At 68.9% G+C, this 14,128-nt stretch carries 13 protein-coding genes; 5 read left to right on the top strand and 8 right to left on the bottom strand.

Annotated features, from left to right (window positions below; all coding sequences use genetic code 11):
- Nucleotides 1–6 precede the first annotated feature (6 nt).
- From LBC97_13635 to glnT, 7 genes are read right to left on the bottom strand one after another with little or no spacing between them, the layout of a single operon-like run.
- Nucleotides 7–870, bottom strand: a complete 864-nt coding sequence (locus tag LBC97_13635; protein MDR2567068.1) for an electron transfer flavoprotein subunit alpha/FixB family protein — start codon at nucleotides 868–870, stop codon at nucleotides 7–9.
- 16 nt (nucleotides 871–886) lie between these two features.
- Nucleotides 887–1,666: an electron transfer flavoprotein subunit beta/FixA family protein gene (locus LBC97_13630; GenBank protein MDR2567067.1), complete on the bottom strand. Its 780-nt coding sequence runs from the start codon at nucleotides 1,664–1,666 to the stop codon at nucleotides 887–889.
- The gene (locus LBC97_13625; protein MDR2567066.1) at nucleotides 1,663–3,924 is read right to left on the bottom strand and encodes a (Fe-S)-binding protein; all 2,262 of its coding nucleotides are present in this window, start codon (nucleotides 3,922–3,924) and stop codon (nucleotides 1,663–1,665) included. The genes LBC97_13630 and LBC97_13625 overlap by 4 nt, the downstream gene beginning before the upstream one ends.
- Nucleotides 3,925–3,932: 8 nt before the next feature.
- Nucleotides 3,933–5,417 (bottom strand): FMN-binding glutamate synthase family protein, encoded by a 1,485-nt coding sequence (locus tag LBC97_13620; GenBank protein MDR2567065.1) that lies wholly within the window; start codon nucleotides 5,415–5,417, stop codon nucleotides 3,933–3,935.
- Nucleotides 5,418–5,440: 23 nt separating this feature from the next.
- A complete protein-coding gene (locus LBC97_13615; protein ID MDR2567064.1) occupies nucleotides 5,441–6,139 on the bottom strand; it encodes a hypothetical protein in 699 nt (232 codons plus the stop codon).
- Nucleotides 6,082–7,029 (bottom strand): hypothetical protein, encoded by a 948-nt coding sequence (locus LBC97_13610; GenBank protein MDR2567063.1) that lies wholly within the window; start codon nucleotides 7,027–7,029, stop codon nucleotides 6,082–6,084. The genes LBC97_13615 and LBC97_13610 overlap by 58 nt, the downstream gene beginning before the upstream one ends.
- A 53-nt stretch (nucleotides 7,030–7,082) precedes the next feature.
- On the bottom strand, nucleotides 7,083–8,483 hold the full coding sequence (glnT, locus tag LBC97_13605) for a type III glutamate--ammonia ligase (protein MDR2567062.1): 1,401 nt from the start codon (nucleotides 8,481–8,483) through the stop codon (nucleotides 7,083–7,085).
- 249 nt (nucleotides 8,484–8,732) lie between these two features.
- Here glnT and LBC97_13600 point away from each other — a divergent pair, with 249 nt between their 5' ends.
- From LBC97_13600 to ndk, 4 genes are all read left to right on the top strand, one after another.
- Entirely contained in the window at nucleotides 8,733–10,004 is a 1,272-nt protein-coding gene (locus LBC97_13600; GenBank protein MDR2567061.1) for an ammonium transporter, read from the top strand.
- A 473-nt stretch (nucleotides 10,005–10,477) separates the two neighbouring features.
- Nucleotides 10,478–11,143: an XRE family transcriptional regulator gene (locus LBC97_13595; protein MDR2567060.1), complete on the top strand. Its 666-nt coding sequence runs from the start codon at nucleotides 10,478–10,480 to the stop codon at nucleotides 11,141–11,143.
- A gap of 2 nt (nucleotides 11,144–11,145) precedes the next feature.
- Nucleotides 11,146–12,546 carry a dihydrofolate synthase gene (locus tag LBC97_13590; GenBank protein ID MDR2567059.1) on the top strand — a complete coding sequence of 467 codons (1,401 nt, stop codon included), beginning with the start codon at nucleotides 11,146–11,148 and terminating at the stop codon, nucleotides 12,544–12,546.
- Between the two features lie 112 nt (nucleotides 12,547–12,658).
- The gene (gene ndk, locus LBC97_13585; protein ID MDR2567058.1) at nucleotides 12,659–13,096 is read left to right on the top strand and encodes a nucleoside-diphosphate kinase; all 438 of its coding nucleotides are present in this window, start codon (nucleotides 12,659–12,661) and stop codon (nucleotides 13,094–13,096) included.
- Between the two features lie 99 nt (nucleotides 13,097–13,195).
- Here the strand turns inward: ndk and LBC97_13580 are convergent, their stop codons facing one another.
- Nucleotides 13,196–13,414, bottom strand: a complete 219-nt coding sequence (locus LBC97_13580; protein MDR2567057.1) for a hypothetical protein — start codon at nucleotides 13,412–13,414, stop codon at nucleotides 13,196–13,198.
- 409 nt (nucleotides 13,415–13,823) lie between these two features.
- On the opposite strand from LBC97_13580, the gene LBC97_13575 reads away from it, so the two are divergent.
- The gene (locus tag LBC97_13575) at nucleotides 13,824–14,072 is read left to right on the top strand and encodes a DUF3791 domain-containing protein (protein ID MDR2567056.1); all 249 of its coding nucleotides are present in this window, start codon (nucleotides 13,824–13,826) and stop codon (nucleotides 14,070–14,072) included.
- The last annotated feature ends 56 nt before the right edge of the window (nucleotides 14,073–14,128 follow it).

Genomic DNA, 14,128 nt, shown 5'->3' with positions numbered 1-14,128 from the left:
GTCATGTCAGAGGGACCGGACCGCGGCGGCCGCCGCCGGGAGGACTTCGGCCAGGTCGCCCACAATGCCGAGGTCCGCGATCTCGAAGATCGGCGCGTCCGGGTCCTCGTTGACGGCCACAATCAGCCCCGCCCCGCGCATGCCCGCCTGGTGTTGGATCGCGCCGGAGATGCCCGCCGCCACGTACAGTTTCGGGTTCACGGTCTTCCCGGTCTGCCCCACCTGCAGCGACGAGTCGACCCAGCCCGCGTCCACCGCCGCCCTCGACGCGCCAACCGCCGCTCCCAAAGCGTCCGCCAGTTCCTCCACCGCCGCCAGGTCGCCGCCCGTGCCCCGCCCCGCCGACACGATTATGTTGGCGCTCAGTAAGTCAGGCCTCGTGCCCGATGCCGTCCGCTCAGCCACCCCCCTCACCTCCACCAGCGCTTCGCCCGGGTCAGGCGGGGGCGGGGCCACCGCGACCTCTTCGGCCTGGCCGGTATACGGCGGCGCCTGGACGCCGGGGCGAACCGTGAAGATCGGGAGGCCCTCAGCCACCCGGACCCGCGCCAGCGCCGTGCCCGCCATGATGGGCTTCGTGGCAGTCAAGTCCGCGGCGATCGCGGTCACGTCCGTGATGACTCCCGACCCGAGGCGCAACGCCAAAAGCGACCCGACCTCGGCTCCGAACAGCCCAGCTGGCAGCAAGACCGCCGCGACCGGCCGCCCGGACGCCACTTCCGCCAGCGCTCCCGCCACCGCGCCGGGATGGGCCGCCGCCTCGGAACCGCCCTCGACCCGCACGCCCACCGGCGTGCCCAAGGTCGCCGCGAGGGCCAGGAGTTCCTCGTCCGTGTTTGGGTCGGTCAGCAAAACCAGGATTTCAGCCATCGTTATCCCATTCCCCTCAGATCAGCGCGTTGGCTTGGAGCAGGGCGACGAACGCCGCCACCACGTCTTCGGATTCGGCGTCCAGCACTTGGCCGCCGGCCCTGGGCGGGACCGGCTCAATCCCCAGCACTTGGGCTTTGGCCGCCCCGGCGCCGACTGCGGCTGAATCCACCCCAAGGTCTTCAAGCTCCAAGACCTCGACCGGCTTCTTGCGGGCCAGCATCACCGCTTTGGCCGAGGGATAGGCGGGCTCGTTGGCCTTGTCCGTCACTGACACCAAGGCGGGCAGGGGCGCGGCCAACTCCAATGAAAACTTGTCCTCGTCCCGGCGGATGGCGGCCACGCCAGCTTGGACCGTCAAGCTGGCCGCACCGGTCAATGCGGGAATCTGGAGCCGTGCGGCCAGCTGGACGGGGACTAGGGAGGTCGTCGAATCGGCCGACCCGGCGCCGCAAAGAATCAAATCGGCGCCGCCAAGGTGCTCGATGGCGGCGGCCAAGACCAGCGAGGTGGCCAGCGCGTCCGAGCCCTCCACCGCCTCATCGCAAACGTGGACCCCGGAATCCGCGCCCATCTGGAGGGCGCGGCGGACCGCCTCTTCGGCCTCGTCTGGACCCACGGTCAGGGCCACCACTTCCGCGCCCAGGTCCGTGGCCAGGCGGCGGGCTTCCTCCAACGGGTACTCGTCGAGTTGGTTGAGCAGCCCCTCCCCGGTGCGGTCGAGCCGCCGCGCGGCGTTGAACTCGTACCCGGCCTCGATGTCAGGCACGTACTTGACCAGCACAATTATCTTCACGGTGACTCCTCGCTGACTTGACCAGTTCGCTCCGAAAGGTCGGTTTCGGTGGTTGTGGGATCGCTGGGAACGGAAATGGGGACGGTACCTATTTCCGGCGAGCCGGAAATAGGTACCGTCCCCATTTCCGGGAGGGATGCTAGTAGCAGTTGGGCCACGTCGCGGACTTGGGTTTCGGCGGAGACGGCGGCGGCGGCGTCGGCCATCATGACGTTGCAGAACGGGCAGGCGGTGGCGACCGCCCCGGCGCCGGTGGCGGCGGCCTGGCCGAAGCGGCGGGCGTTGATCCTGGTCCCGGACTCCTCCAACCACATGCGGCCGCCGCCCGCGCCGCAGCAGTTCCCCGCCCGCCCGGACGGCGCCATCTCCACCAGCTTGAGGCCGGGGATCGCGTTCAGCACTTGGCGGGGGGCCGCCACCTGGTTGTTGTGCCGCGCCAGGTAGCAGGGGTCCTGGTAGGTGACCTCGCCGGCAATCCCGTCCGGCAAAGCCTCGGGCGCCAGCCTGCCCTCCTCGATCAGCCTCGCCAGCAGTTCGGTGTGGTGGACCACCTGGTAGCGGCCGCCGAACGGGCCGTATTCGCCCGCCAGCGAGTTCAGGCAATGCGCGCAGGTGACCACGATTTGGGTCGCCCCCGCCTCATTCAGGGTTTCCACATTGCCGCTGGCCAGGCTGGCGAACAGCGACTCGTTGCCGGTGCGGCGGGCCGGGTCGCCGGTGCAGCATTCGGCGGCGCCGAGCACCGCGAAACTGACCCCGGCCCGGCGCAGCAACTGGGCCAGGGCCCGCGCGGTCGCCTGACCGTGATCGTCGAACGCGCCCGCGCAGCCCACCCAGTACAGGTAGTCGACCTCCGCGAGCGACTCCACGTCCCGCCCCAGGACCGGCACCTCGAAGTCCAAGCCCCGGGTCCAGTCGAGGCGCTTCTTCGGCAGCATGCCCCAGGGGTTCTTGCGGCGTTCCAGGTTGCGGAACGCGCCCGCCAATTCGGTTGGGAATTCGCCCGCCACCAGCACCTGGTGGCGCCGCAACTCGACCACTTGGTCCACGTGCTCCACCCCGACCGGGCAGGCGTCGGTGCAGGCCCCGCAGGTGGTGCAGGCCCACAGGGCCTCGGCGCTGACGGCCCACGGGGAGGAGCCGCCCACCAATTGGGTCCAGGAGGCGTCCGAATCAGAGCCGGGGCCACCCGAAAACTGCTCGTGCGAATGCGGGCCGAACAAGACCGCCCCCGGCCCGGCGGCGAAGGCGTGGTCGCGCAGGGCGCCCACCAGCAACTTGGGGCTGAGCAGCTTGTCCGTGGCCCATGCTGGGCAAACCTCCTGGCAGCGGCCGCATTCGGTGCAAGTCGCCAGGGAGAGGCGGTCGCGCCAGGTCAGGTCCGCGACCACGCCCGCGCCGAGGCGCTCAAAGACCGATTCGTCCAACTCCGGGTCTTCAAGGTCCACGGCCCGGCCGTCCACCACCAACCCCGGCAGGGCGCCCAAAGCGGGGGAGCCGTCAGGGTTCCGGGAGGTCCACAGGTTCGGGAAAGCCAGGAAGCGGTGCCAGGCGACGCCCATTGTGGGCGTGAGGCCCACAACAACCATCCAGGCGTAGCTGACCAGGATCTTCGCCAGGGCGAGGGAGCAAACCCAGACCGCGAACGCGTCGCCGGGCAGGTCGGGGCCGTACAGCCGCCCAATCCAAGCGGTCGAGGCAAACCGGGCGGCCCCCTCCGGGCCAACCGCCAAAGACTCCAAACCGCGCAGCCACAACACCAGCACGACCACCGCCAAGATGGTCGCCTCGACGTAGCGGGCCCGCCACTGGTGCGAGCCGAAGAATCGCGACCGCCGGCCCTCCGACCGCCGCGAAGCCCCGATCCGAATGCCGATCAGGACGAGGATCCCGGCCAACCCCGCCCAGGCGAAAAACTCGGTCAGCCAGTTCCACGGCGTCCACCCGCCAATCAGCGGCAACTCGTAATGCGGGTCGAACAACTGGCCGGTGGCCTGGGCCAAAGTGGCGACCAGGACCAGGAAGGAAAACATGGTCAGCCAGTGCGCCACGGCGACCACCGGCTTGCGGGCCAACCGGCGGTGCAGCAGGAATTCGCGCAGCATCGCCAAGGTCCGCCGCCAGGGACGGTCGCGTCGGGAGCCCGGCAGTTCCGGCGCGCCCGCCCCGAAAGTGTGGGCGAACAGCATCACCCGCCGGGTTAGCACCGTCCAGCCGAGGGCTGTGGCGGTCAATCCGGCAATGGCGAATCCGATCATTGTGTTTCTTAGGCTCCCGGTCCGCCGTACGCGCCCGCGAGCCCCGGAATCCAGTTGGTTCCGGCCAGCGGCCGCCGGGTCATGGCGGCGGCCTCGATTGTCAGCGCGACCAGGTCCTCCGGTTCAAGGTGCAACAGGTGGGCTTTGCCGCAGGCTCGCGCGATGATCTGGGCTTCCATGGTCATCACTCTGAGCAGATTAGCAAGTCGATGGCCCGCCGCGACCGGGTCCAGGCGTTTGGAGAGTTCCGGGTCTTGGGTGGTGATGCCGGCGGGATCCTGGCCCGCCTGCCAATCGTCGTAGTATCCGGCCGCGGAGCCGATCTTGCGGTACTCGTTTTCCAGCGCCGGGTCGTTGTCGCCCAAGGCGATCAGGGCGGCGGTGCCGATCGAGACCGCGTCCGCGCCCAGCGCCAGCGCCTTGGCCACGTCCGCCCCCGAACGGATCCCGCCTGAGACGATCAGTTGGACCTGTCGGTGCAGGCCAGCCTCTTGCAACGCGTCGACGGCGGGCGGGATGGCGGCCAAGGTCGGAATGCCGACGTGCTCAATGAAGACCTCTTGGGTGGCGGCCGTGCCGCCCTGCATGCCGTCCAGCACAATCGCGTCCGCGCCCGCCTTGATGGCGAGGGCCACGTCGTAATACGGCCGCGACGCCCCGATCTTGACGTAGATCGGCTTCTCCCAGTCCGTGATCTCCCGCAGTTCGGTGATTTTGATCCGCAGATCGTCCGGGCCGGTCCAGTCCGGGTGGCGGCACGCCGAACGCTGGTCTATCCCGATGGGCAGCGTGCGCATCGCCGCGACCCGCTCCGTGATTTTCTGGCCCAGCAGCATGCCGCCGCCGCCCGGCTTGGCGCCTTGGCCCAGCACCACTTCGATGGCGTCCGCCATCCGCAGGTGTTTGGGGTTCATCCCGTACCGCGACGGCAGGTACTGGTAGACCAGCGTCTCCGAGTGGCCCCGCTCTTCCTCGGTCATGCCGCCGTCCCCGGTGGTGGTGGAGGTGCCCACTTCGCTGGCCCCGCGCCCCAAAGCCTCTTTGGCCTGGCCGGACAGCGACCCGAAGCTCATGCCCGCAATCGTCACGGGCGTCTTCAGGTGCAGCGGCTTCTTGGCGTGCCGCGCCCCGATCACCACGTCCGTGTCGCAGCGCTCGCGGTACCCCTCCAGCGGGTAGCGGGACATCGACGCCCCCAGGAACAGCAGGTCGTCGAAGTGCGGCAGTTTCCGCTTGGCCCCGCCGCCTCGGATGTCGTAAAGCCCGGTCTGCGCCGCGTGGCGGATGGCCGCCATTGTGGTCCTGTCGAACGTGTTGTTCTCGCGCAGCCCCAACGCCGCCGGGTCGGCGGTTTGGGTCACACCCGCCGATGCCGTCGCAACCGCCCGCGCACGCCCCGCCGGGTCGGTCGGCGCGGTCGTATTGGCGGCGGCGGGGGGTTCGGGGACTTGGCCGGACGGCATCGGGCAAGTTGAGGTGGTGGTGGAAGTCATGGTGGGTCTCCTTGCGGCGCTGCTCAGTAAGCGAAGGCGTTGTCGACGTGGAAGTTGTAAAGCTGGCGGGCCGAACCGTAACGCCGGAACTCGGCGGGGTTTTCGGCGCGTCCGGCGGCGGCCAGGAGCCGTGCGAGTTCTTCGACGTGTTCTGGGCGCATGTCCTTCTCCACGCAGTCGGCACCCAGTGCGCCGACCGCGCCTCGGACGTAAAGGTGGGCCTCGTAGATTGAGTCGCCCAGGCCGTCTCCGGCGTCCCCGCAGACAACCAGCGCGCCGGCTTGGGCCATGAACGCGGACATGTGTCCCACGTTGCCGCCAACCACGATGTCCACGCCTTTCATGGAGATGCCGCAGCGGGCCGCCGCGTCGCCGTCGATGACCAACAAGCCGCCGTGGGCGGTCGCCCCGGCGGATTGGGAGGCGCTCCCCGCCACGTGCACCCGGCCGGACATCATGTTCTCCGCCACCCCGACCCCGGCGTTGCCGGTGATCTCCACGGTGGCCTGTTCGTTCATGCCGGCGGCGAAGTACCCCACATGGCCCTCGATCCGCACGGTCAACGGGAGGGTCAGGCCCACGGCGATGGCGTGCTGGCCGTTCGGGTGGGTCACCTCCCAGGCGCTGCCCGCCTCCGCCTGGTGCAGGGCCTGGTTGAGTTCCCTTACCGAGTTGATGCTGAGGTCGACGCGAGTTGACTTGCCGATTGCGAGCGTTCCCATACGTACACCACTTCCGGGTCGGGCTCGAAGATTCGAGCGGTTTCAATGCCTGGTAGGCCGGTCAGGTAGCGGTATTCGCTGGCGACCGCCACCAGGTCGGGGGTCTCGGCCACAATGGCGGGTTTGCACGCGATGGCGTCCCGCACAATCGCGAAGGCCGTGGCGGAGGACACCAGCAGCGTGTAAAAGCCGTCGAACACGCGGGTCAGGTCCGTCAGCGCCTCCCTCATGGAGGCGCCTTCGGCCAGGCGGTCCGCCACGAACCGGGCCCCGACCTCCGTGTCGTTGAGCGAGTCGAACTGGACGCCCTTGCCGAGCAGCGTCTTGCGGATCGACTCGTGGTTGGAGAAGGAGCCGTTGTGGACCAGGCACTGGTCGGAGCCGACCGAGAACGGATGCGACCCGCCCGGCGTGACGGCGGATTCCGTCGCCATGCGGGTGTGCGCCACGCCCTGCCAGCCGCCCCGGTCCGCCAGGCGCCATTCGGCCGCGAGGGCCTCCGGCTCCCCGATTCCCTTGAGCACGGTCAGCGACTGGCCCCGCGAGATCACGGTCGCGGCGGGTAGGGCGGCGCGGACGGCCGCCTCAAGCTCCGCTTCCGGCGCGGTGGCGGTCAGCACCAGGCTTTGGCCGAAGGCCGCCGCTGTGACGTCGCCCAGCCCCGGCGTGGTGCCGGCCACCGCCTGGGCCGCGCTCCTGGCGGGGGTGCCGTCGCCCAGCACGCAGATGGTGGACTGCCCCGGGGGGACGGTGGCCGGGTCTGCGTACAGGCCCACCCCGGCCGAGTCGTTGCCGCGCCCGGCGGCCTGCCCCAGCATTGCGCCAAGCAATTCGCCCAGCCGCGGATAAAGGTCCGGGTTGCGGAAGTGAAGTCCGGCGATGCCGCACATGGCGGTCCTCCTTATGGGTTTCGGCTAGTGAATCAAATAGTACTGCGAGGAAACTACGCGGTCAAGTACCGCTCGATCTCCCAAACGGAGATCGCGTCGTGCCAGGCGTAGAACTCGTTGCGTTTCAGCGTGGCGTAATACTGCGAAACGCCGGCGGCTGGGTCTACGGAGTCGAACACGGCTCTGACCACGGCATCGTCCTCGAAGGCCTCAACCGCGTCCATCAGCGTGCGGGCCAACACGGGCCGGCCCTCGTGGTGGTTCGCGCCGGCTGGACCCGGGTGGAGGTGGCGCGCCATCCCGTCCAGGCCCGCGCCCAGGCACGCGGCCATGGCGAGGTAGGAGCAGGCCGAGCCGTCGCCCACCCTGATCTCGACCCGCTTGTTGTCGGGGACGCGGACCATCACGCCGCGGTCGTCGCCGCCGTAGCTGGCGTAGCGCGGCGTCCAAGTGGCGCCCGATGCCGTCGAAAGGGCCGCCGTCCGCTTGTAGGAGTTGACGGTCGGGTTCAGCACCGCCATCAGGCCCGGCGCGTGGTCCAACAGGCCGGCCACGTAGCCGAGCGCTGTCTTGGACAACCCGTAGGGATTCTCCGGGGTGAAGTCGCCGGGGAAGACGCCGCCGCCCTGCCCGTCCCACAGCGACATATGCAGGTGCAGGCCGTTGCCGGTCCGGTCCATGAAGGGCTTGGGCATGAAGGTGGCGGTCATGCCGCGCTTTTCCGCCAGCATGCGGATGATGTAGCGGGCGGTGATCACGCGGTCGGCCGTGACCAGGGCGTTGTCATAGGCGAAGTTCTGCTCGAACTGGCCGTTGGCGTCCTCGTGGTCTGAGGCGTAGGGCTGCCAGCCGAGGGACTCCATGGCCCTGGACACGTCCGTCAGGTGGTCGAATTGGCGGATCAGGCCGCGGGCGTCGTAGCAGGGCTGGAGGGCCGTGTCCGTCTGGTCCGCCACCCTGATGTCCCAGCCGTCGCCCTTTTCCACCAGGAAGTATTCGATCTCCGCGCCGACTTTGAGCTCCAGGCCCAGTTCGGCCGCCTTGGCCATCTGGGCGCGGAGGATCTGCCTGGGCGCGAAGGGGTGGGGTTGGCCGTCCAACTGCGGGTCGCAGTGGACCATGGCCAGGCCCCGTTTGATGAAATGCAGCGGGGTGTAGGAGGACAGGTCGGGTATCACCACCAGGTCGCCGTCGCCCGGCTCTTGGCCGATCGCTCCGGCGGCGAAGCCCGCGAAGCCCATCTTGCCGGCCTCCAGGTCCGGCGCGGCGCAGATCGGGACCAGTTTGGAGCACGGCCGGCCGGTCATGGTTGTGAAAGTCGCCATGATGAACTCGATCCCGTCGCGGCGGGCCAGTCCGGTCAGGCTGAGTCGGTCCGATTGGTCCGGGGCCGCGCCGATGTTTGGGGCGAGGGCTTGGCCCACGGGTCCTTCGGGGGCGATCACAGAGGTCATGGGGTACTCCTTCAAGGTCTTGTCCGGCCAGCTGTAGCGTCCACTAGCTTGCAACTGTGAGTCACGCCAGTGGACCGGTCCCTTGACATTAGATCACCCGTGTTACGCCGAAGGGTCGGAATTAACGTGACCGAAACGTCGGTTTTACACCCCGGTGCGTCGGAGTTTTCGTGGGGGGCGCTTTCCGCGCTGAGGATGGGTGGCGCGGGAGTCCTTTGTTCACCCCTAACACTTTGAGGAGGGACGTACATGGATGCCGGAATACTCGCTGGCGACACGGCCTGGATTCTGACCAGCACTGCGCTGGTCACGCTGATGATGCCCGGTCTGGCCTTCTACTACGGAGGCATGACCGGGTTCAAGACCACCCTGAACATGCTCATGATGGTGATGGGCGGCTTTTGCGTCGTCATGGTCGCCTGGTCGCTGATCGGCTATTCGATGGCCTTCGGCAATTCGTACGGCGGGGGCGGCCTGCTGGGCAATGTCACCGAATTCATCGGCATGCGGGGAATGCTGGCGCCCGACCCGGCGGGACTGCCGCCCATGCTCATGGTCGGCTTCATGGGTATTTTCTGCGCCCTGACCACGGGAATCATTGCGGGCGGCGCGGCCGACCGGATGAAGTTCGGGGCCTGGATCGTTTTCGCGGCGTTGTGGTCGGTCTTGGTCTATGCGCCGGTCTGCCACTGGGTTTTCTCCTTCGACAACCCGGACACCGGGTACGTGGGCGGCTGGATCGCCAACAAGCTCGGGGCGATCGACTTCGCGGGCGGCACCGCCGTGCACATCAACTCCGGGGCGGCGGCCTTGGCCCTGGTGCTGGTGCTGGGCCAGCGGCGGTCTTTCAAACGGCCGCCGCGACCCCATTCGCTGCCGCTGGTGCTACTGGGCGCGGGGCTCCTGTGGGTCGGCTGGTACGGGTTCAACGCCGGGTCGGCTTTGGCCTCCGGCAACAACGCGGGCGTGGCTTTGACCAACACGCTGCTGGCCACGGCCGCCGCGACCCTTGGCTGGATGGCCTTCGAACGCGTCCGGGACAAGCATTCGACGGCGTTGGGGGCGGCATCGGGCATGGTGGCCGGCCTGGTCGCCATCACGCCGGCGTGCGGGGCCGTCAACGGGATTGGGGCCATGATCATAGGCGCGGCCGCCGGGGTGGTCTGCGCCGTCGCCGTGACCTGGAAACGGAAGCTGGGCTACGACGACTCCTTGGACGTGGTGGGAATCCACTTTGTGGGCGGGATCCTCGGCACGCTGCTGATCGGGTTCCTGGCGGTGCCGGACGCACCCAACGCGGGGACGGGCCTGTTCTTCGGCGGCGGCCTGGGCCTGCTCGGCAAGCAGGCGCTGGCCGCCATCGCGGTGATCGCCTACTCGTTCGTCGTCACTTGGGTCATCGCCTGGGTCTTGAAGAAGACCATGGGCATCCGGGTCGCCGCAGACGACGAGGAGCGCGGCCTGGACATCACCATCCACGCCGAACGCGCCTACGAAATCCCGGCGATGGCGGGCGAATGACCTAACCCTTTCGGGAGCCGGCGGCGCCGGTTCCCCCAATTGCTTCCGCCGGGCGGGTCGGGAACCGGAAGGTGATCCCGGGGTTCGCACCCGCCCCGCCCGGCGGAACCCACGGACTGTCCCCACCCTTCAAACCGGGGACGGTCCTTTCCTTCAAAGGCGGGGACACTCATGGCGCCGCGCCCACCGCCCGCCAGCGGACTCGCAGGACCCACATCTGTCCCCACCCTTCAAACCGGGGACGGTCCTTTCCTTCAAAGATGGGGACACTCATAGCGCAGCGCCCACCGCCCGCCAGCGGATCTGCGGCACCCGAACCGGCCAGGTGTGGACGCCTGTCGGCTTGAAGGCGCGGGCTGGCCGAGTGACCGGACGGCATCGGCGGCTGTGAAAAACCTGGGGCGCGGGTCGGGGGCCGGGCGATCCGAGGCGGGGGCGGCGGGGGACCGGCGGGGCGGCCCTATCATTGGCGGGTGACCGGAGCGAGCGCCCAAGGCGATGAGATCGCGGCTGGCAGCGAGGAGCGGCACGCGCCCGAACCGTCGCCGGAAGCGCTGCACGAGGAGTTGAAGGCGGCGATCGGCACCCAGGTGCGGGCGGCCCGGCACGCGCAGGGGCTGACCATAGGCGCGGCCGCTCAACGGTGCGGCATCTCCAAAGCGATGCTGTCCAAGATTGAAAACGCGCAGACGTCCTGCTCGCTGGCTACCCTCGCGGCGCTGGCCGAGGGCCTGGAAGTGCCGGTGACCTCGCTGTTCAGGGGTGTGGCGGTCGAATCGGAGGCGGTGTTCGTGCCGGCGGGCCACGGGGCGAGGATTGTGCGGCGGGGATCGCGCCAGGGCCACCTCTACGAGCTTTTGGGCTCCCTGCGCGGACCGCACAAACGCATGGAGGCGGTGTTGGTGACGCTGGACGATTCCTCGGAGGTCTTCCCCATGTTTCAGCATTCCGGGACGGAGTTGCTGTACATGCTGGAGGGGACCATGGTGTACGCGCACGGCGACGACGCGTACACAATGCGCCCCGGCGACGCGCTGCAATTCGACGGCGAGGGGCCGCACGGCCCGGTCGACCTGGTGCGGCTGCCCGCCCGGTTCCTGTCGGTGACCGCGTACCCCGACTCGATGGTGGAGGAGTAGCCATGGCCGCCCAACCCAAGGGCCCCGGGGGGCCCGCCCGTAGCGTCCAGCCCGACGAGGCCCTGGAGGACCAACTCCAGGCCGTCTACCGCGAAATCCTGAAACGCGCGCCGGAGCACGACTTCGCGCCCACGCTTGACCGCGTGCGCGCCGCCGTGGACATGCTGGGGGATCCGCAGCGCGCCTACCGCGTGATCCATGTGGCGGGCACCAACGGGAAGACCTCGACGGCGCGGATCGCGGAGTCGCTGGTGCGTTCGCATGGGCTCCGGACCGGCTTGTTCACCTCGCCGCACCTGTCTTCGGTGCGCGAGCGCATCGCGATAGACGGCGAGCCGATCGGCCGCGCGGCCTTCCTGGACGCCTGGTCCCTGGTTTCCTCGATAGTGGACCTGGTGGACCAGCGGTCGGAGGCCGCGGGCGGCCCCAAAATGAGTTTTTTCGAAGTGCTGACCGTGCTGGCTCTTGTGGCGTTCGCGGACGCCCCGGTCGACGTGGCGATCGTGGAGGTCGGCATGGGCGGGGTGTGGGACGCCACCAACGTGGTCGAATCCACCGTGCAGGCGATCACCCCGATCAGCCGCGACCACGAACAATGGCTGGGCTCGTCGCTGGAGGAGATCGCCTCGGAGAAGGCCGGGATCATCCGGACCCGGGCGGTCATTGGCCACCAGCCCCCGGTTGTGGCGCGGGTCCTGGAGGAGGCCTTGATCTCCGCCGGCGCGGCCGGCTACTGGCTGGGCCGCGACTTCGAGGTCCTGGGCCGCGACCTGGCGGTGGGCGGCCAGGTGGTCCGCCTGCGCGGCCTGGCCGGCGAATACGAGGAGGCGCCGTTGCGTTTGTTCGGCGCCCACCAGGCGGACAACGCCGCGTTGGCCGTGGCCGCAGTCGAGTTGTTGATGTCCGATGCCGTCGACCCGCTTCCCGGAGCCGCCTACGTAGAGGGTTTGGACGAGGCCGTTTCCCCCGGCCGGATCGAGGTCGCGCGGCAGTCGCCGACTGTGCTGGTGGACGCCGCGCACAACGTGGCCGGCGCGGAGGCGCTGGCCGAGGCGGTCGAGGAGGCTTTCCCCTTCCGGTTGGTTGGCCTGGTCGGCGTGTTGGACGACAAAGACGCGGAGGGCCTGCTCGGAGTGCTGGAGCCGATCCTCCAACAGGTTGTGATCACGCGTTCGAGTTCGCCCCGCGCTGTTGAGCCGGAGGTCTTGGGCGCGGTGGCCCGCGAGGTCTTTGGCGAGGATCGCGTGGAGGTGGTGCACCGCCTTGACGACGCCCTGGTCCGCGCGATCGAGTTGGCGGAGATCGATTCGGAGGGCGCGCCGGGCCCGCTGGCGACCGGCGTCCTGGCGACCGGCAGCGTCACCATCGCGGCGGAGGTCCGCATTCTGCTTGGCCGGGGCTAGGCCGGCTGCGGCTGGGCTGGCTGGGGGTGGGTCGGCTGAGCCGGGCCGGTCGGCCGGGACCGGGCGCCCAAGGCCCCGGCGGGCGCGGCGACGTCCCCGGTAGGCTCGGAGAATGTCACAAAACGAACAAACGACTGAGCAGGTCCTGATTTTGGTCAAGCCGGACGGGGTGGCGCGCGGCCTGGTCGGCCAGGTCATTGCCCGCGCGGAGGCGCGCGGTTACAAGATCACGCAATTGGCGCTGCGCCAAGCAACCCCCGAACTTCTGGCCGCGCATTACGCGGAGCACGTCGCCAAGCCCTTCTATCCCTCTTTGGTTGAATACATGACGTCCGGCCCGGTGGTCGCACTGGTGCTGGAAGGGGCGCAGGTCATCACGGCCTTCAGGACAATGGCGGGCGCGACGGACCCGATCAAGGCCGCGCCGGGCACCATCCGGGGCGACTTCGGCCGCGACTGGGGCACCGGCGAAATCCAAAACATTGTGCACGCCTCGGATTCCCCGGAGTCCGCAGCCCGCGAGATCGCGATCTGGTTCCCTCAAGCCTGACGCGGCCGAATCACCTGGCGGCGGGCCGCTGCCGTGTTCAGCGGCGGCGTTCGGCTGATCACCGTTCCGCTGCCCTGCACCAACACGGTCGGAGGGCGGCTATTGACCACGCTCGCAGGACGCTGGCGTCTCAGGCGTCCACCATTTCACGCCCTTGGAGCGCGCAAAGTCGGAGTCGAAAGTCACCACGGTGGCGTCCAACTCGAGGCCCAGGGCCGCGAGGTGCGGGTCGTGGGTGAGGTTGCCGCCCGTCCCCGCCTCGCGCAGCGGCCCTGGGAGTTGGACGGCCTGAGTCAGAACGGTGATCGTGGTTCGCATACCCCGGCTGTAGTCCTGCCGAATCAGCGCATCGATCAGGAAGGTGCATTGATGGCCGAGAGCGACGCTGCCCCTCAGCCGAGTCGAATCACCTTTGCGGCCGGGTACCCGATGCGCGACTGCCAGGCCGTTTCATCCAGAACGAGGCGTCGGCCGACGCACCGGCCTGCGGCCTTCGCGCAGGGCTTTGGCGTTGTTGTGGCGTTCCGCCGGCCGTGCTTGGCTGCGCGCGGGTTGGCCGTGACGGAGGAGAACTGCCGGCCAGAGACACGGTGCCGATTGGAGGGCTGGGCGGTGTCCACATCCAGAGCGACCTCGCAGGCGTATGCCACTTCAGGCACTTGAAACGGGCGAAGTCGATGGCCAGCCGTGCAGTTCGGCGGCCGCGCCGCATCGCTAGACTTGTTCAGTGGCCAGGGCCTTGACAAATGCGCGCGGCAGCGACGACCAGGCTCGCGCGCGCTACTCCGTGGTTGCGATCTCCGAGTTTGCCCGCTATGCGGGCTTGTCCGGCGGGCAAGCGCACCGTTATCTGGCTGATCACGGCGCCATCCAGTTCTTGGATGAGCATTACGAGGCCGAACATCTGCTGTCGTTCGAGGACGTTGTGGCGGACCTGGTCTTGGTGGCCGCCCAGGCCGGCGGAGAAATTCGTTGATCCTCTACCACGGGTCGAATCAGGTTGTGCGTGGAGGCGACCTGTCGAGGTGCCGG

The organism is Bifidobacteriaceae bacterium (genome assembly GCA_031281585.1).
In the GTDB taxonomy this organism is placed as follows: domain Bacteria; phylum Actinomycetota; class Actinomycetes; order Actinomycetales; family WQXJ01; genus JAIRTF01.
Note: the sequence above shows the minus strand (reverse complement) of the source record. Positions and strands in the feature narration are given on the sequence as shown.